Origin of the sequence: Alteromonas sp. KC3 (assembly GCF_016756315.1) — a bacterium.
Lineage (GTDB): Bacteria > Pseudomonadota > Gammaproteobacteria > Enterobacterales > Alteromonadaceae > Alteromonas.
In genome coordinates this window covers 4,519,763-4,537,012 of record NZ_AP024235.1, presented here as the reverse complement: position 1 = coordinate 4,537,012, position 17,250 = coordinate 4,519,763, and the positions used below count along the sequence as shown (strand labels likewise).

The following is a 17,250-nucleotide window of genomic DNA, read 5'->3' as shown; positions in this document are numbered from 1 at the left end:
TAGTCATGGCCAGCGGTAAAGAGATTAAAGGTAAGATTGGGAGTATCAAGAATACTCAAAAAATTACCAGTGCGATGGAAATGGTTGCTGCGTCTAAAATGAAAAAGGCGCAGGAACGCATGGCCTCTGGCCGCCCATACGCACAAAACATGCTAAAAGTGATTGGTCACATTGCTAACGGTAACCTTGAGTATCGCCATCCTTATTTGGAAGAGCGTGAAGTCAAGCGTGTTGGTTATATTGTGATTTCTACTGACCGAGGCTTATGTGGTGGTTTAAACACCAACGAATTTAAGCTTGTAACTCAGGACGTGAAGAAATGGCGCGACCAGGGTGTAGAAGTAGATTTTGCTGCATTAGGTTCTAAGGCGTGCAGTTTCTTCAACCGTTTTGGTGGCACATTGTTGGCCGCTGAATCTGGTTTGGGTGACAAGCCGTCAGTAAGTGATGTAGTAGGTGTTGTGCGCGTTATGCTTAAAGCGTACGACGAAGGAAAATTAGACCGAGTATTCTTGGTATTCAATGACTTCGTTAACACCATGACACAGAAACCTGTGATCAATCAGTTATTGCCTTTGCCAAAGTCACAAGACGAAGAATATCAACATCGTTGGGACTACATCTACGAGCCAGATCCAAAAGAGATTTTGGAAGCACTAATGGTTCGTTACATTGAGTCTCAGGTGTATCAGGGTGTTGTAGAAAACGCAGCGTCAGAACAAGCTGCGCGAATGGTTGCCATGAAGGCAGCAACCGACAATGCCGGTAACCTTATTGATGAGTTACAACTGGTATATAACAAAGCGCGTCAAGCCGCAATCACTCAAGAAATTAGTGAGATTGTTGGCGGTGCCGCAGCGGTGTAGGCAAAGGTTTAAAAGAGATAACGAGGACAAATTATGAGTCAAGGTAAGGTCGTCCAAATCATTGGCGCCGTTGTGGACATTGAGTTTCCACAAGATGCGGTACCAAGAGTTTATGACGCACTACGAGTTACCGAAGGTGACTTGTCAGGTCTAACCCTGGAAGTGCAACAGCAATTAGGTGGCGGTGTTGTTCGTGGCATCGCACTAGGTACTACTGACGGACTTAAACGTGGTCTTACAGTAGAAAATACCGGTAACCCAATCATGGTTCCAGTTGGTACGAAGACACTAGGTCGTATCATGGACGTATTGGGTAACCCAATCGACGAAGCGGGCCCAATTGGTGAAGAAGAGCGTATGTCTATTCACCGTGAAGCGCCTAGCTACGAAGATCAGTCTAGCTCGGTAGAACTACTAGAAACTGGTATCAAAGTAATCGACTTGGTTTGTCCATTCGCTAAGGGTGGTAAAGTTGGTCTATTCGGTGGTGCGGGTGTAGGTAAAACCGTAAACATGATGGAACTTATCCGTAACATCGCGATCGAGCACAGCGGTTTCTCAGTATTCGCTGGTGTTGGTGAGCGTACTCGTGAGGGTAACGACTTCTATCATGAAATGAACGAATCAAACGTACTTGATAAAGTATCGCTTGTATACGGTCAGATGAACGAGCCACCAGGTAACCGTCTACGTGTTGCACTAACTGGTCTAACAATGGCTGAGAAGTTCCGTGACGAAGGCCGTGACGTACTATTCTTCGTAGATAACATCTATCGTTATACCCTAGCAGGTACTGAAGTATCAGCACTTCTAGGTCGTATGCCATCTGCGGTAGGTTACCAGCCTACTCTTGCAGAAGAGATGGGTGTACTTCAGGAACGTATCACGTCAACGAAGACTGGTTCAATCACTTCAATCCAAGCGGTATACGTACCTGCGGATGACTTGACTGACCCATCTCCAGCGACAACCTTTGCTCACTTGGATGCAACGGTAGTACTTTCTCGTGATATCGCGTCTCTAGGTATCTACCCTGCGGTAGACCCACTAGATTCAACGTCTCGTCAGCTAGACCCGCTAGTAATCGGTCAAGAGCACTATGACGTAGCACGTGGCGTACAGACTGTTCTTCAGCGTTATAAAGAGCTGAAAGACATCATCGCGATCCTAGGTATGGACGAACTATCTGAAGAAGACAAGCAAGTGGTATCACGTGCTCGTAAGATTCAGCGTTTCCTATCTCAGCCGTTCTTCGTAGCAGAAGTATTCACCGGTGCACCTGGTAAATACGTATCGCTTAAAGACACAATCAGTGGTTTTAAAGGCATTCTAGACGGTGAGTATGATCACCTTCCAGAGCAAGCCTTCTACATGGTTGGTTCTATCGACGAAGCGCTAGAGAAAGCCAAGAAAGCATAATGGTGAGGCTAGCGATAGCTAGCCCCATACAGTGCTAACGTACCTAATCAGGAGGTTCACATGGCAATGACAGTACATTTGGACGTAGTAAGCGCAGAGAAACAAATTTTCTCTGGACTTGTTGAAACGATTCAAGTGACAGGTAGCGAAGGTGAGCTGGGTATTCACCCAGGGCACGCGCCACTTATCTCTGCTATTAAACCTGGTATGGTGCGTTTGGTTAAACAGCACGGTGAAGAAGAAGTAATCTATGTTGCTGGTGGTGTACTAGAAGTACAACCTGGCAATGTCACCGTTCTAGCTGACACTGCGGTTCGAGCTGAAGATCTTGACGAGCAGGCGGCACAAGAAGCCAAACGACGTGCAGAAGAGCACATCGCCAACCCAGGCGCTGACTTTAATTACGCTGAAGCCGCTCATGAGCTGGCAGAGGCAATTGCACAACTTCGCCTTATTCAGAAGTTACGCAAATAAGCGAGCAGCTATTATTATAAAAACCCGCCTTTTGGCGGGTTTTTTGTTGGTCGTTTGAAAAGTAGGCATTCATAGTTTGTTACGCTTATTTCTATTGCTATATGACATGCTAATGACTTATGGTTAGTGGGTTTTTAGCACAGATTTGGCTGTAGGGTTCAGATACAAGCAGCAAACTACGTAAAGATTAATAATGAAGTTTAGTTCTTATTCAAATACAGATAGAGGGTCATCCGCTGGACTCTTTCCCTTGCTTACTTCGTTAGTACTCTTGATGATTCATTTTTTAACTGGCGCACTTGACTGGCCCGCCGCTGGTGATATCAGAGCGCAACGCGACTTTAACTCAGCTATCGGGATGTCTGCACTTACCGGTTACTTTTGGTTTGCATTACGACTGATGCAGCAAAATGTTGCAAGTACGCTAGTATCGCTGTTGGTGAGAGCAAATAGGCTGAGTCACTTTACGTCACATCGCGACAAACTCACCTCTCATTTTAAACACCAAATTTTCAACGCAATGATTTTATCCATTATGATCACAGTGGTGTACTGTGTGTTTGAAGGGTTAATCTCCGTAAAGCAAGAGTTGCACGTACTCATGCTAACCGCAACAGCTGTGCCTTTTTGGTTTATCGCGTTGTTGTTTTTATTCCAAATGTCGTCCAACATCAATTATCTGAAAAACAACGTTATGCCTTCTATTGAGGCGAATAGCGATAGGCTTAATTCACTGACAGCCATCCTCAGCTTAGGGACTACAAATAGCATTTTTGCCGTTGGTGCCCTCGCTATTTTCCCCATTTTCTGGCTCAAAAAAGATATTCCCATCATTGATGTGTTAGTTGTATCGTCGTTTACCGCTACAGTCCTAATATTCCTTTTTTTACCCGTTATTAAACTTAGACGTTCTCTAGAAAGTGAACAAAATAAACTGCTTAATGAACTAGAAAATGACATTGCAGAAGGTATAAGGCAGTGTGCACTTGATAACGGAAGTGGTTTTGGAAAAAATATCGAGCAAATGGAAAGTGAGAAAGAGACACTATCGAGTTATCGATTCAGAGCATTTTCTCCTCGAGACAAAGCCAGAATAGCGGCGTGCATCACCTTGATCCCCGTTTCCTGGCTGGTACTGTTGTTGACTGAGTGGTTAATTCATCTCACTTACTATTAAACTCGCACCTTTTATACTGCTTTAAAATCAACCAAATCTTCTCTACTATAAAATTCAAAATTTAATTAATGAGATTTTTTACGTGAGAATTTATGGAGATAAGCGGTCAGGCAACTGCTACAAACTCGAATTATTGCTATCCCTGTTAGGTAAAGGCTGTGAATGGGTTGACGTAGATATTCTCAAAGGTGAAACACGCACTTCCGCGTTCTTAGAAAAGTCACCCAACGGAAAGATCCCTATTCTTGAACTTGATGACGGCCGTGTGTTATCAGAGTCCAATGCAATCATGCATTATTTGGCCTCCAATACGCCGCTGTTGCCTTCTACGCCCTATACCTATGCCCAAGTACTACAATGGCAGTTCTTTGAGCAGTACAGCCATGAACCTTATATCGCGGTAGCACGGTACATCAATTTATATCTTGGTCTGCCCGATGATAAACGCGCCGAATTTGAGTCAAAGCAAGCAGGCGGCTATCGAGCGTTGGAAGTCATGGAAAAGCAACTTAAACAAACGCCTTTCCTCATTGGTGATACGTTAAGTCTTGCTGACATTTCGCTATTTGCTTATACCCATGTAGCGCATGAGGGGGGCTTCGACTTATCAGCATACCCTGCTATTCGAAATTGGATTGGCTTGGTAAAAGAGCAACAAGGCTTTATTGCAATGCAATAGCGTTACTCTATAGGCCTGTATGTGACGCCAATAGCACTATTTCTGGGGTTCCCTTAAATGTGCTTTAGGTGCTTGCCATTTACTCTGCATTGCGTGCTGGAGTGCATGGAGCGCAGACAGGTCTTTTTGTTCCAACACCGACAAGCTATAGGCCGTTGCTTCAAGTGTAGAAAGCGCATGAGCTAACGATGTGTGCCTAATGACATAGTCTGAGTACGGAGCATTGGAAAAGTGAACCGCACGTAATGCTTGTAACCAAGGATTCTGCTTTACTATGCCAAATGCCTGTTTCCAACTACCATCAATCAATACGATGGTACCTATTTCTTTTCTATCAACTTTTGATAGTGCCTCTATAGATTGACTGGTTTCACTGGGATAAACCAACAACGTAGAAGCGGCATCGCATGATGTGGCTAATGCATGCATGGCTTGACTATCGTTAGCATGAATAATGCGAGTGGATGGTATACTCAAGGCTACCAGCTTTGCGGTGTTTTTGGCATGCGTCGCTTCTTTTGGGTGCTGAATAATAATCACCTGTAAAGCGGTTTGAATAATGCGAATATGCTCACAAAGGCAAGTTTTTTTGGGATAGTGACAATGGGGGCAGAATTCGCGCATGTCCTATTCTTAATGTCGTTCACATGAAGGTAATGATACCTATGGTCAATCCAGACGTATACCAACGCGTTGAAAAAACATTACGCGTTGTTCCACGTGGTGTAGTGGTAAGTTACGGACAGCTTGCTGATTTAAGTGGCTTACCCGGCAGGGCAAGGCTTATAGGAAAGTGCTTACAAGAATTAAAAGGCGAGCACAATTGGCATCGCGTAGTACGTGCTGATGGTAAAATAGCATTTCCTTCTGGTTCAGATAAAGCCCACGAGCAGCGAGAGCGATTGTTAATCGAAGGCGTCATTGTTAAAAACAATCGTATAAGTATGCAGAAATTCGGATGGCGACCTGATTTACACACTATACTTACAGAACTAACGTATTAACGCGACGAAAAGCGCCGCTAGGCGTGCCTTTCTTATTGATATAACGATTAAGTAAACCGCAGTATGTTACAGAAAATCACAATAGATCAGCTAAAGCCAGGTATGTATGTTCATCAAATTGTAGAACAGAAAGGCAAGCTATCGATAACGAATCAGGGGCGGGTAACGTCTGACGCGATTATCAGTACATTAAAAAAGCGCGGTGTAAAAACCTTAGTTATCGATACTGATAAAGCATTTAATGCAAATAGCAATGCAGATAGCAGTATTGGTGCTGTTGCGTCACCTAGCGCGGTAAAACAGGGCGCAAGCAAACCGGTGAGTTTTGATAGCGAATTGGCACGTGCTGTTAAATTGCATGAACAGGGCAAGGCCATTCAACATGCGCTTCAAACGAATCTTCAAAAAGAAATGCCCTTTGATGGAAGCATTCCAAAGGCGTTCTCAAGCAAACTGGTTGAATCGGTTGAACGCAATCCTGATGCGCTGTTGTGTTTAACGAAAATACGCGAAAAAGACGATTATTTGCTAGAGCACTCATTAAACGTCGCTATTTTATTGGCTAACTTTGCCAAACACTTAGGGATGACAGATAACGAGGTCAATGAACTATCCTATGCGGGATTTCTTCATGATCTTGGCAAAATAATGATTCCTGACGAGATATTGCATAAACCCGGTCGACTAACCGATGAAGAAATGGACATCATGAAAGGGCACGTTCAGCATGGCGTCGACCATTTACTTGAGACAGATATCCAACCACACCTTATTCAAGCTGTTGCTGAGCATCATGAGCGGCTAGATGGTCTTGGCTACCCTCAAGGAAAGAAAGGCGATGAAATAAGCATGGCTGGAAGAATGCTGGCTATTGCTGATATGTACGACGCGTTGACCGCGGATAGAGTTTACAAATCAGGAATGTCGAGCCAAAAAGCTTTTTCTATTTTGATGAGTGAAGCCCCTACTCGTCTTGATATGTATCTCGTACAGCAATTTATTAAGTGTTTAGGTATCTATCCAGTAGGCAGTTTAGTACTGCTTTCAAACGAGCGACTCGCCATGGTCATGCATCAAAACGACTCGCCACTTACCCCTGAGGTAAAGGTATTTTACTCAGTTAAGCAAGGCCACTACTTAACGCCAAAAGATATTGACCTAAGTACCGATAAATCTTTGACTATTTCTAAGGCAATAACCGCATCAGATTACAATATCGACATCAATGCGTTCTTTGAACGTTCTGTGTCTGTGTGATGAGCTCAATAGTACTTTGATGTCGGTAAAAAGATACACGTTGTCTCGTTGACTTTGTAGCATTTACACTCACAACGCTTTTATTACTGAGTGGCAATGACGGAGTTGTACGTATTTTTGTTAACCCTGTATTCAGGTTTCTCATAGTAGAGTAAACACAAACAACAGCGATGTTGCCTAGTCCACACTTAAAGGCGAACGTGTATCTTCTTTTACAAGGAGATATCTCGACTATTCAATCAGGCAAATGTAGTCGTTGTAATCTCTGGAATGTATTTTGCTGTACTATCCAATAACCGTAATGAAAATTACAAAAAGTTTTGAATTGTGTTTGAAATTAAATACCACATATCTTTAACTTCAACGCATGTGGCTCGTTTTACGAGATAAGAGGACGTTATGAAAAAGACACTAGCTGTAGGATTAATCGCTGCTTCACTAACAGTAGCGGGTTGCGCAAATAACCCGAACAACACACAAAAAGGTGCTGCAATTGGTGCTGTGCTTGGCGCAATACTGGGTAAAGCGACTGGTGACCATGATAAAAGCCGTTATGCATGGGGAGCTGCCGTAGGTGCCATTGCCGGTGGTGCGATCGGTAACTACATGGACAAACAGGAAGAAGAGCTTCGCAATGAGTTGTCTGATACAGGTGTTCAAGTAGTACGTGAAGGCGATAACCTTCGCCTTATCATGCCAGGTGATATTACCTTCGCTACTGACAGTTCTAATATAAGCCCTAATTTTAATCCTGTACTTCAGGATGTGGCTAAAGTGGTCAATAACTATGAGAAGACTGTGCTGTTAATTAAAGGGCATACGGATGACACTGGTGCTGAGCAATATAACCAATCGCTGTCTGAGCGTCGTGCAGGGGCTGTGAAAAACCTACTGATCAACTATTCGGTAAATCCAACGCGGATCACCACGGTCGGCATGGGTGAATACTCACCTAAAGTGCCTAACAATAGTGCTGCAAACCGTTCAATGAACCGTCGTGTTGAAATGGAAATTCAACCGCTTACTCAATCAAATACGTAAAAGCATTGATAGCAAAAAATTAGTGCCACCTGCGGGTGGCATTATTATTTGTTCGCTTGTTTAATTAGGTCAGCGACATCATCTGCGATGCTGTTAGGTACAGGTATTGTGAGGTGATACTGACTTATCTTCCACGTATCGCCAACCTTGATAAGCACGCCAGTGCCACGGGTCTCTCCTAAACTTTCATTGTCGAGAAGTTCGTCAAACCACGCCACATTGTTATCTGGTGAAAAGTAAATGTGTCTATCTCTTGGGTGATAAGTCCACCCCGTACCTTTGTCAAAGTGGGGCTTTGCGTACGTTTTAAACTCATCTACGCTCCATACTTCAGAGGCGTCTGTACCAATAAACACAGCATTGTCACTGTACAAATCGAAATATCCATCAAAATTTGCGGTAGCTGCCATGTGGTGAAGGTTGTCTATTACTGAACCTACTTTGCGAGCATCATCATTGGCAAAGACACTGGCCGTCCAGAGTATGCAGGTAAGATATAAAATAATAGTGCGCATCATTTTCCTATTAAGAGCTTGTTTGTCACTGGCTAACGTCTACATAGTCGTTCAAACGGTCTACAATAATGTTTCACATGAAACAGTTTTTACTCGTACTTAGTAGTGGATTCTCTTAGCACGAGTGACGGTTCAAATAGCCGATTGATTTCATGCTTTTGGCCATACACTTTGTTTAGTATGAATTTGGCAGAGGTCTCAGCCATTTCAGCAACCGGGTTACTCACTGTGGTCAAACGAGGAAATACGTGATGTGCAAATACCACATCGTCAAACCCTACAATGGACAAGTCGTGAGGTAGACTCATGCCAAGATCTCGGGCGCAGCTAATTGCCCCTGACGCCATCCAGTCATTAGCGCACACCAGTGCCGAAAAAGTCATATCACGAGCCAACAGCTCTAACAATCCGATTTTTCCACCGTCCTCCTGGTAATCGCCGTTATAGATAAGCTGAGAATTTACTGCAATACCCGCTTCGTTAAGCGCCCGTTTATGACCTTCAAGACGCTGCATCGCATCCGCTTTATCTGTCGGGCCTGAAATGTAGGCAATATGCTTATGACCAAGTTCCAGTAAATGGCGGGTGGCCAAATAGCCCCCTTTCTCATTGTCTAAAACAGTGCACGCTTCTTCAATACCCTCAACTTGCCTGTTAACCAACGCAATGGGGAGCTTTTTACTGTTAAGCTCAAGAAGGTATTCATCGGATAGCGCTTCAGCGTGCATGATAAGTGCATCACAGTTTCGGCTTATTAGAAATTCCACAGCATCTTGCTCGGTAGCCAGACAATTTTTTCCTACCGTAATAATGACGTGCTTATCCGCTGCACGACAAGTTGATTCCACCGCTTGCATTAAGTCGCCAAAAAAGGGCGCATTTAACTCAGGTACAAGTACGCCAATACTATCTGTTCTATTGTTCGCTAGTGAGCGGGCAACTGAATTAGGACGATAATTGAGCTCTGCAACCGCCTTATCAACCTTTGCCTTTAAAGCAGGGTTTACCGTCGACTTACCGTTTAATACTCGCGAGACCGTGGATAGTGATACTCCTGCCCTTTCTGCAACTTGATAAATGGTAGCCACGCCGATAAAACCTCAATGTTTTAATTATTTTGATAATGCTTAACTGCATTATGCCGCTATTGGCGCTTGTTCGCTACGTCGAGTGCGTAACGCAACGGTAACTTCCTGCTGTTTCTTGTCATCTAACGGGTAAAACCCTATAAGAAGCGCACCTGCAAAGCCAAAACAAGCAGGTATCCAGCTCATCAGTGCTTGCATGCCTGGTAGCGTCTGTTCGATTGTTGAGGCATCTAAGCCATTGTAGCCATAGCTTCCTAAAACCAGCAAAACAAGTGCCCCGGCAAAACCGCCACCAGTCTTTTGTACAAACGACCCTGCCGAATAAACAAGACCTGTCGCCCTTCTACCTGTACGGTATTCGCTGTAATCTGCTGAATCTCCAAGCATTGAAAAGAAAAGTGTGGGTAAAATCGCAGCAAAGAACTCTGCACTACAGCCCAAAGTAAATATGCCAATAACGCTTCCTTGAGGAACAAAATAGATAGCACAGGTAAGCAAACTACTCACAACGAGTGAAAGAATAAATAAGCGTTTTCGACCGAAAAGGCTGGCAAGCTTTGGTGTAGCCAGCGCACCTAAAATAGACACGACTAGTAAGCCGATAAAGAAGTATCCCGTTAAGAGCTCGCTGTTCATGTAGTACTTAAAATAGTAGGCAATAACACCATACTTAATACCGTTAAACATCATAGTCAGAAACCCCATACCTAAAAGGATGAGCCAGGGTTTATTTGATAACAAATCAATAATGTCTTGTTGTGTTCGGCTACGTCTTGTTGACTTGTTATTGAGTAGTTGCCTAACGACTAATACGCTAACCAGCATGGCTAATATGAAAATACCACCAGTAATTAAATTTCTAAAATAGAAGAAAGCGGTAATGGCACCAAGAGGTATGAGTATCAGCGGGAGTTGTTTTGTTAAGTCTTTGAGCTCTTGCGCTAACGTGTTGGTGTGCCTATTTGAGTCGGCAGTGACAGAAGATTGCGAAGATTGCAATGTTACGCGCTCTTTGGTGGTTACGACGGTAACCGTCATTAAAAGCATAAGTAATAGAGCAAATAGCCACATTGTGTATTGATACCCTAGTGCGTTTTGTCCTTGCCCTAGCCACTCTACCAACATGGGTAAGCAACCCATTACAAGTAATCCACCTAGAAAAGCACCAGCAAACCGATAGCCGGACAAACTCGTGCGCTCGTTATCATCGCTTGTCATAACGCCCATTAATGCAGAGTAAGGCACATTGTTTACCGTATATGCCAAGGTAAGCCCGATATACGTCAGATAGGCGTAGATGAGCTTTCCTTCATAGGAAAAGTCCGGCGTTGTAAAACAGAGCACCATGAAAAGCCCTAAAAATGGGGTTGAACCTAAGATCCACGGCCTGAATTTTCCCATTTTCGTATTGGTTCTGTCAGCTATCATGCCCATGATGATATCAGTCACACCATCAGACAGTCTTACCACAAGAAATAACATCGCAGCCGCGGCTGCAGTAATACCGAAAGTATCTGTGTAAAATACAGCTAGGTAGGCGAGCGCACCTCGCCAAACTAAGTTAGCAGCAGCATCGCCTGCGCCATAGCCTAATTTCTCTTTTAGAGTCAGTTTGTATTCCATGTGATGTCTCCACTGCCCATTTATTTGTTTCGGCTTGCTATAAGCTTTTTGTAGGCCAGCGCACTTTGCTTCAAGGTACGCTTTTGCGTGTTAAAGTCGACATGTACTAGCCCGAATCGCTTTTCATAACCTTCTGCCCATTCGAAGTTATCTAAAAGGCTCCATGCAAAGTAACCACTTACTTCAACACCTTCTTTCATGGCTTTGTCGACCATGTTTAGATGATGGTGGTAATAGGAAATTCGGTCGGTGTCATTCACAACACCTTGTTCTATCACATCCTTCATTGCAGCACCATTTTCGGTGATAAAGACAGGCGGCAACACATATCTCTTGTGAAGCGATGTCAATAGATCATGAAGCGCTTGAGGATATATTTCCCAACCAATGTCCGTTAAAGGCCCCCGGTGACTATGCTCAAAAAATAATGTGTCTTTGTCTTTTGGGGCGGAATAATGCAAACGCGTGTAGAAATTAATACCAATAAAGTCGATGGGCTGACAAATAAGCGCCATGTCGCCTTCTTCAATGGGTGGTCTATCTTGTATAGGGAGTGAGTGAAGAACATCAGGATAAGCACCTTCCATAACAGGCTGCATGTACCATTGATTAATGTATTCATCGGCGACACGGGTCGCGTGCTTATCCGCATCGCTATCGGTATTTGGATAACAAGGTGTAAAATTTAGTACAATACCGGCTTGGCAATTAGGTACATTGCGGCGCAGTACTTTCATTCCTAAACCGTGTGCAAGCAAAATGTGGTGTGCTGCTGTGCGTCCATTTGCGCGGCCCACTCTTCCTGGTGCATGTACTCCTATTTCATACCCTAGATAGGCGCTACAAAATGGTTCATTGAAAGTGGCGTATGAATACACCCTTGTGCCCAGTACAGTGGTAATCTTATCGACGTAGTTTTCAAACGCATACGCTGTTTGTCTGAACAACCACCCGCCCTTATCTTCCAAATATTGAGGAAGATCCCAATGATATAGTGTGACAAAGGGTTTAATTCCCTTCGCGTTTAACGCATCAATAAGTGTCGAGTAGAACTTCACACCCTTTTCAATTAATTCGCCTTCCTCGTCAATGACTCTGGGCCACGAGATTGACAACCGGTACGCGTCCACGCCCAAGTCGACTAGTATGTCGAGGTCTTCTTCCCAGCGATTTATATGATCGCAAGCAATAGCACCATTTGAATTATCAGCTATTGCTCCGGGGCGCTCACAAAATGTGTCCCAGATACATTCCAAACGATTTTCAATATCGCCCTCTATTTGGAAACTCGAGGTTGCTGATCCGAATATAAAATCTTTACTTAATAGCGGACTGTTAGCGGGAAGCGTGATGCTGTTCATTTGTTAAACCCTAGTTTCTGTTCTTCTTTTTCCATCTAAGCCAATGAAGGAGAACTGCTCTTCAACGGTAACCTGCCGAATTTATAGCACATGAAACACTTAATGAGAAAGCGCTTTCTCAAATGTTTTTAATTTATTTGTTAATTAATCAATAAAATCTGTGGATTTTTTCTACTTTTGTTTTATGAGTCTCATTAACTTAATTTATTGATATAATTGATTTAGTTTTAGGTTTGCCCGTTTTAATGCTGACTGCTGTGAACTAAATGTAAAAAATGTGTTGATCTGGCGAGGGTGTTGGATTACCTTTGAGAAAGCGCTTTCTTTTATCCGGGCTTCGTTGTTTCTCTTTGAGAAAGCCCTTTCTCGGAGCGCTAGGGATCAGCAACAAACAAAAGCACACTGAAAGAGAGATTGACTGTGAAACTAATAACACCGCATAAAACCAAAGTCGCAGCGAGTTTGTCCCTTATCCTTGGGACAGGACTAACCGCGCCGCTTATGGCACAAGAAACGTCGGACAACGATAATATTGAAGTTATACAAGTATCGGGAATTCGAGGTAGTGTCCAAGAGTCAATGGGAATTAAGCGTGACTCTGCAGGGGTCGTAGATGCCATATCTGCTGAAGATATTGGTAAATTCCCGGACACCAATTTAGCGGAATCACTCCAGCGTATTACAGGTATTTCAATTAACCGTAATAATGGTGAAGGTAGCCAAGTAACAGCACGTGGCTTTGGACCAGACTTCAATATGGTCACATTAAATGGCAGGACAATGCCAGGTTCTGCGTTGCCTGGCGGTGGTGGCACTCCAAATTCTCGAGCGTTTGAGTTTTCAGATCTTGCGTCAGAGAGTATCAGAGCGGTAGAAGTGTATAAAACTGGCCGAGCAAGTATTGCAACCGGTGGTATTGGTGCAACGGTTAATATTAAAACGGCGCGTCCTTTTAGCGCAGCTGAATCAGGTTTAACTGCCAGTGTAGGTGCCAAAGCACTGCATGATACTACTAATCGTGTAGGCGATGATGTAACGCCTGAAATGTCAGGCTTTATTAACTACTTAAATGACGATCGAACCTTTGGTTTCACCTTCACCGGTTCTTTCCAGCAGCGTGATAGTGCTGCACAAGGTGCTTTCGTAAACCAATGGCGCGTTAATGAATTCGATGGCACTGTGCCGCAATCACCAGACCCTGCTAATCCAGCAAGCGGCGACCCTGTAGTTTTAAACAACGCTCCGGCATTAGGGCAGCTTTTTGCTATTCCCTCAGACCTTCGTTATTACATGGCTGACAGAGAGCGTGAAAGAACCAACGCACAACTTACTTTCCAGTACGCTCCATCAGAAAAAGTGACTGCTACCCTAGATTATACGTACTCACGCCAAGACTTGTATGAGGCGCGAGCTGAACAGTCTATTTGGATGGATGATCGTTACTTTGCAGAGTTAACTTTTGATGATGAGACAGTAAAAACACCTGTGTTGATCTCGCAGGAGCGCCGCGATTTACTTCCGCGCGACTTAGGCTTAGCCCTTCAAGAACTAAATCAAGTGAATGAGAATAAGTCTATCGGTTTGAACGTCGAATACTTTGTTAATGATGATTTAACACTTGTCTTTGATGTGCACAATTCAACGGCAGAGGGTCGTCCAGACGCGCCTTACGGTACTTGGACTAACTTGGGGCTAGGTGCCAACGTAGTAAGAGGTCAAGGTGTAGACTTTACGGGTGAATTCCCCATTATGTTCGTTGATTTTGACGATGTAGCACGCGACAACCTAAATGGTAACGGCGTTCTCGATCAAGATGATGTAGGCACCTCTATTCTTGATATGAATTTCTCATCTCAAGATACCGAAATAACACAGGCGCGAATTGACGGTAGCTATGCAATGGATACGGGCAGCATCAATTTTGGTATTGAATCTCGCTCTATGGAAAGTACCTCATTACAATCACTTACGCGTCATACTATGGGTAACTGGGGTATTGAAAACCCAGGCGAGTTGCCTGCAGGCTCTCTAACGCCACTTGACCTTGCCAGTGAATTTAGTGACTTCAATACTGAGGGTATGTTTTCTCAGGGCTTTACAGGTAGCGTTGCTCAGATTGGCGCGTTCGCCGCGCAAGAGTATGGCTTTGACTTTTTAGCCAACAACCCATTTGCAACAAACCGGACCATTGAAGAAGATATTACTGCGGTGTACTTCGAACTCGATTTATCCGGTGAGCTCAATGGCATGGAGTATAACCTACTCACTGGCGTTCGATATGAGAATACCGACGTGACCTCTATTGCCAACATTAGCTTACCAAGCGGCATTGCGTGGGAAGGTAATAATGACTTTAACGTGCGTTTTGGTAGCGATATGGAAGATGTGGCTGTAGAAGCCAGTTACGATCACGTGTTGCCAGCACTCGACTTTGATATTGAAGTGGTGGAAAACGTTATTGCCCGCTTCTCGTATAGCAAAACTATTGCCCGACCGACCTACAATAACTTAAGCGCTGCTGCATCAGTATCGCCACAAAGTGGACCTACGCTACTAAGCGATAGTATTACTGCAACGGCTAGTTCGGGTAACCCGTCACTGATACCACTTGAATCTGATAACGTAGACTTATCACTAGAATACTATTTCGACGAAACGAGCTATGTGTCAGTAGGCTTCTATGATAAGCGGGTTAAAAACTTTATCGGTAACGAGCAAGTAGAAGAGAGCGTATTTGGTCTTCGCGATGTCACTGCTGGTCCTAGAGCACAACAAGCTCGCGCTGAGCTAGAGGCGCGTGGGATCCCAGTGAATGATACGTCGCTATTTAACATGGTTGCGGCTATTGAGAACGGCATCGATTACAACTCGCTTACCGATGAACAATTCGAACAACAGTTTGATGTGTTACCGAATAGTGATGATCCACTGATTACCTTTATCAATTCAAAGCCTGTTAATAACAAAGCGGCGAATATCTACGGTTTCGAACTTGCGGCACAGCACTTCTTTGGTGACAGCGGATTCGGTGTACTTGCAAACTACACCACGGTAACGGGGGATATCGGCTTTGATAATGATGCAAACCCATCAATCACTCAGTTTGCTCTTGTTGGGCTAAGCGATACGGCTAACTTAATCTTCATGTACGAAAAAGACGCGCTGCAAGCACGTGTTGCGTACAACTGGCGAGATAAATTCTTGGATACTACCTCTCAGTATATTAACGAGCCGGGTTACACCGAGTCTTATTCACAAATAGACTTTAGTGTGTCTTATGACGTGAATGAAGACCTTACTGTATCGCTTGAAGGTATTAATGTCACTGAAGAGAACATTCGCAGGCATGGAAGAACAAGCGCAATGCTATGGCAAATCGACGAGCTAGGTGCTCGATATGCCCTTGGAGTACGCTACAAGTTTTAAACTGTGGGGTGTGTTACCCGCTAGCATGTATTGGGTTGCGTGTTAGCGGGGCTTTTTACCCTAGGTAAACTTTGATAGTGTAATTTTAGTTTTATTTACGATGTAATTGTTATGGCGCAAGATGATGTAACCCAAGAGGTGAAAAACGTCGTCATCGTTGGTGGTGGAACGGCTGGATGGTTAGCTGCAGGCGTTTTAGCGTCAAAGCTTCATTCTTCAATTAACGTAACGTTAATTGAATCACCTAATATACCAACAATAGGTGTAGGTGAAGGCTCATGGCCATCATTGCGAGACACCCTTATCGATATTGGTATCAGCGAAAGTGATTTTTTAACGACGTGCTCTGCATCGTTCAAACAAGGTTCGTCCTTTGTAAACTGGCGAAACGCTACTGACAAACCGCATATTTACTACCACCCTTTTACCGTTCCAAATGGTTACAATGAACTTGATATTCACGCGTGCTGGCAAACCTTTGCAAAAGATGATGAATATCAAGATGCTTTTTCTTTGCAAGCTGCGCTATGCCACGCCGGACGAGCGCCCAAGCAGTTAAGTACCCCCGAATATGCCCATGTGCTGAATTATGGCTATCATTTTGATGCTTCAGCATTGGCGTTGTTGCTTAAAAAGCACTGTATTGAAAAGCTGAATGTGCACTATCAGCAAGCGCATATCGCACAGGTAAATACTTGCGATAATGGGTTTATTCAATTTGTTACGACAGGTGATGGGAATAGCATTAAGGGCGATCTGTTTATTGACTGTTCTGGCCAGCAAGGAGTGCTTATTGAGAAGCACTACAAAGTACCGTGGCAAAGTGTAGAGCACACGCTTATCAACAACAGAGCGGTGGCAGTACAAGTACCTTATGCAGAAAACGATAACGCTATTAGCAGCACCACAATCGCAACAGCGCAATCTAATGGGTGGACATGGGATATTGGCCTTCAGCACAGGCGCGGCATAGGGCTGGTGTATGCGGATACGCTAACTAGCGAAAGGCTGCTATAGATACCTTGCTCAATCAGGTAAGTCTGCGCTACCCAGAGAATATTCAAAAAAACGATGTTAGAACGCTGCGTTTTTCACCCGGATATCGACAGCAATTTTGGGTTAAAAACTGTTTAAGTTTGGGCATGTCGTCCGGATTCGTTGAGCCACTTGAGGCATCTGCCATCGCTATGGTCGAGCTAGGTTTGCGCATGTTATGCGATGCGTTTCCACAAAACCGTAGACATATGGAACTTGTCGCAAAGCGTTACAATTCGCGTTTTACGTACCGCTGGCAGCGCGTTATTGATTTTTAAAACTGCA

General features: G+C 44.0%; 16 protein-coding genes. 11 read left to right on the top strand and 5 right to left on the bottom strand.

Annotation, left to right across the window (positions count from 1 at the left end):
- The first annotated feature begins 5 nt into the window (after positions 1-5).
- From atpG to JN178_RS19960, 5 genes are all read left to right on the top strand, one after another.
- The gene (gene atpG, locus JN178_RS19980) at positions 6-866 is read left to right on the top strand and encodes a F0F1 ATP synthase subunit gamma (protein WP_159625373.1); all 861 of its coding nucleotides are present in this window, start codon (positions 6-8) and stop codon (positions 864-866) included.
- 33 nt (positions 867-899) lie between these two features.
- Positions 900-2,285: a F0F1 ATP synthase subunit beta gene (atpD, locus tag JN178_RS19975; RefSeq protein WP_159625374.1), complete on the top strand. Its 1,386-nt coding sequence runs from the start codon at positions 900-902 to the stop codon at positions 2,283-2,285.
- A gap of 60 nt (positions 2,286-2,345) precedes the next feature.
- A complete protein-coding gene (locus tag JN178_RS19970) occupies positions 2,346-2,759 on the top strand; it encodes a F0F1 ATP synthase subunit epsilon (protein ID WP_202263008.1) in 414 nt (137 codons plus the stop codon).
- Positions 2,760-2,952: 193 nt separating this feature from the next.
- On the top strand, positions 2,953-3,936 hold the full coding sequence (locus JN178_RS19965; protein WP_202263007.1) for a hypothetical protein: 984 nt from the start codon (positions 2,953-2,955) through the stop codon (positions 3,934-3,936).
- An 82-nt stretch (positions 3,937-4,018) separates the two neighbouring features.
- The gene (locus JN178_RS19960; RefSeq protein WP_202263006.1) at positions 4,019-4,615 is read left to right on the top strand and encodes a glutathione S-transferase family protein; all 597 of its coding nucleotides are present in this window, start codon (positions 4,019-4,021) and stop codon (positions 4,613-4,615) included.
- Between the two features lie 36 nt (positions 4,616-4,651).
- Here JN178_RS19960 and JN178_RS19955 read toward each other — a convergent pair whose 3' ends face one another.
- Complete coding sequence (locus JN178_RS19955) at positions 4,652-5,239, bottom strand: tRNA-uridine aminocarboxypropyltransferase (protein ID WP_202263005.1); 588 nt, start codon at positions 5,237-5,239, stop codon at positions 4,652-4,654.
- Between the two features lie 23 nt (positions 5,240-5,262).
- On the opposite strand from JN178_RS19955, the gene JN178_RS19950 reads away from it, so the two are divergent.
- The 3 genes from JN178_RS19950 (at position 5,263) to JN178_RS19940 (ending at position 7,917) form a co-directional block, all read left to right on the top strand.
- On the top strand, positions 5,263-5,619 hold the full coding sequence (locus tag JN178_RS19950; protein WP_232369640.1) for an MGMT family protein: 357 nt from the start codon (positions 5,263-5,265) through the stop codon (positions 5,617-5,619).
- Positions 5,620-5,682: 63 nt separating this feature from the next.
- Positions 5,683-6,876, top strand: a complete 1,194-nt coding sequence (locus JN178_RS19945) for an HD-GYP domain-containing protein (RefSeq protein WP_202263004.1) — start codon at positions 5,683-5,685, stop codon at positions 6,874-6,876.
- 399 nt (positions 6,877-7,275) lie between these two features.
- Positions 7,276-7,917, top strand: a complete 642-nt coding sequence (locus tag JN178_RS19940) for an OmpA family protein (RefSeq protein ID WP_159625390.1) — start codon at positions 7,276-7,278, stop codon at positions 7,915-7,917.
- A 44-nt stretch (positions 7,918-7,961) separates the two neighbouring features.
- Here JN178_RS19940 and JN178_RS19935 read toward each other — a convergent pair whose 3' ends face one another.
- From JN178_RS19935 to JN178_RS19920, 4 genes are all read right to left on the bottom strand, one after another.
- Positions 7,962-8,432, bottom strand: a complete 471-nt coding sequence (locus JN178_RS19935) for a nuclear transport factor 2 family protein (protein WP_202263003.1) — start codon at positions 8,430-8,432, stop codon at positions 7,962-7,964.
- Between the two features lie 89 nt (positions 8,433-8,521).
- Positions 8,522-9,520 (bottom strand): LacI family DNA-binding transcriptional regulator, encoded by a 999-nt coding sequence (locus JN178_RS19930; protein ID WP_202263002.1) that lies wholly within the window; start codon positions 9,518-9,520, stop codon positions 8,522-8,524.
- Between the two features lie 48 nt (positions 9,521-9,568).
- Positions 9,569-11,143, bottom strand: a complete 1,575-nt coding sequence (locus JN178_RS19925; RefSeq protein WP_202263001.1) for an MFS transporter — start codon at positions 11,141-11,143, stop codon at positions 9,569-9,571.
- Between the two features lie 20 nt (positions 11,144-11,163).
- Positions 11,164-12,504: a GH1 family beta-glucosidase gene (locus JN178_RS19920; protein ID WP_202263000.1), complete on the bottom strand. Its 1,341-nt coding sequence runs from the start codon at positions 12,502-12,504 to the stop codon at positions 11,164-11,166.
- 501 nt (positions 12,505-13,005) lie between these two features.
- On the opposite strand from JN178_RS19920, the gene JN178_RS19915 reads away from it, so the two are divergent.
- From JN178_RS19915 to JN178_RS20195, 3 genes are all read left to right on the top strand, one after another.
- On the top strand, positions 13,006-15,930 hold the full coding sequence (locus JN178_RS19915; RefSeq protein ID WP_232369780.1) for a TonB-dependent receptor: 2,925 nt from the start codon (positions 13,006-13,008) through the stop codon (positions 15,928-15,930).
- 111 nt (positions 15,931-16,041) lie between these two features.
- Positions 16,042-16,947 (top strand): tryptophan 7-halogenase, encoded by a 906-nt coding sequence (locus JN178_RS20200; RefSeq protein WP_232369639.1) that lies wholly within the window; start codon positions 16,042-16,044, stop codon positions 16,945-16,947.
- A gap of 5 nt (positions 16,948-16,952) precedes the next feature.
- Positions 16,953-17,243: a tryptophan 7-halogenase gene (locus tag JN178_RS20195; RefSeq protein WP_232369638.1), complete on the top strand. Its 291-nt coding sequence runs from the start codon at positions 16,953-16,955 to the stop codon at positions 17,241-17,243.
- Positions 17,244-17,250: the final 7 nt, after the last annotated feature.

Bases quoted from the DNA above. Each gene is read 5' to 3' on its own strand.
- atpG (WP_159625373.1), top strand. From the start codon at position 6: ATGGCCAGCGGTAAAGAGATTAAAGGTAAGATTGGGAGTATCAAGAAT.
- atpD (WP_159625374.1), top strand. From the start codon at position 900: ATGAGTCAAGGTAAGGTCGTCCAAATCATTGGCGCCGTTGTGGACATT.
- JN178_RS19970 (WP_202263008.1), top strand. From the start codon at position 2,346: ATGGCAATGACAGTACATTTGGACGTAGTAAGCGCAGAGAAACAAATT.
- JN178_RS19965 (WP_202263007.1), top strand. From the start codon at position 2,953: ATGAAGTTTAGTTCTTATTCAAATACAGATAGAGGGTCATCCGCTGGA.
- JN178_RS19955 (WP_202263005.1), bottom strand. From the start codon at position 5,239: ATGCGCGAATTCTGCCCCCATTGTCACTATCCCAAAAAAACTTGCCTT.
- JN178_RS19950 (WP_232369640.1), top strand. From the start codon at position 5,263: ATGAAGGTAATGATACCTATGGTCAATCCAGACGTATACCAACGCGTT.
- JN178_RS19945 (WP_202263004.1), top strand. From the start codon at position 5,683: ATGTTACAGAAAATCACAATAGATCAGCTAAAGCCAGGTATGTATGTT.
- JN178_RS19940 (WP_159625390.1), top strand. From the start codon at position 7,276: ATGAAAAAGACACTAGCTGTAGGATTAATCGCTGCTTCACTAACAGTA.
- JN178_RS19935 (WP_202263003.1), bottom strand. From the start codon at position 8,432: ATGCGCACTATTATTTTATATCTTACCTGCATACTCTGGACGGCCAGT.
- JN178_RS19925 (WP_202263001.1), bottom strand. From the start codon at position 11,143: ATGGAATACAAACTGACTCTAAAAGAGAAATTAGGCTATGGCGCAGGC.
- JN178_RS19920 (WP_202263000.1), bottom strand. From the start codon at position 12,504: ATGAACAGCATCACGCTTCCCGCTAACAGTCCGCTATTAAGTAAAGAT.
- JN178_RS19915 (WP_232369780.1), top strand. From the start codon at position 13,006: ATGGCACAAGAAACGTCGGACAACGATAATATTGAAGTTATACAAGTA.
- JN178_RS20200 (WP_232369639.1), top strand. From the start codon at position 16,042: ATGGCGCAAGATGATGTAACCCAAGAGGTGAAAAACGTCGTCATCGTT.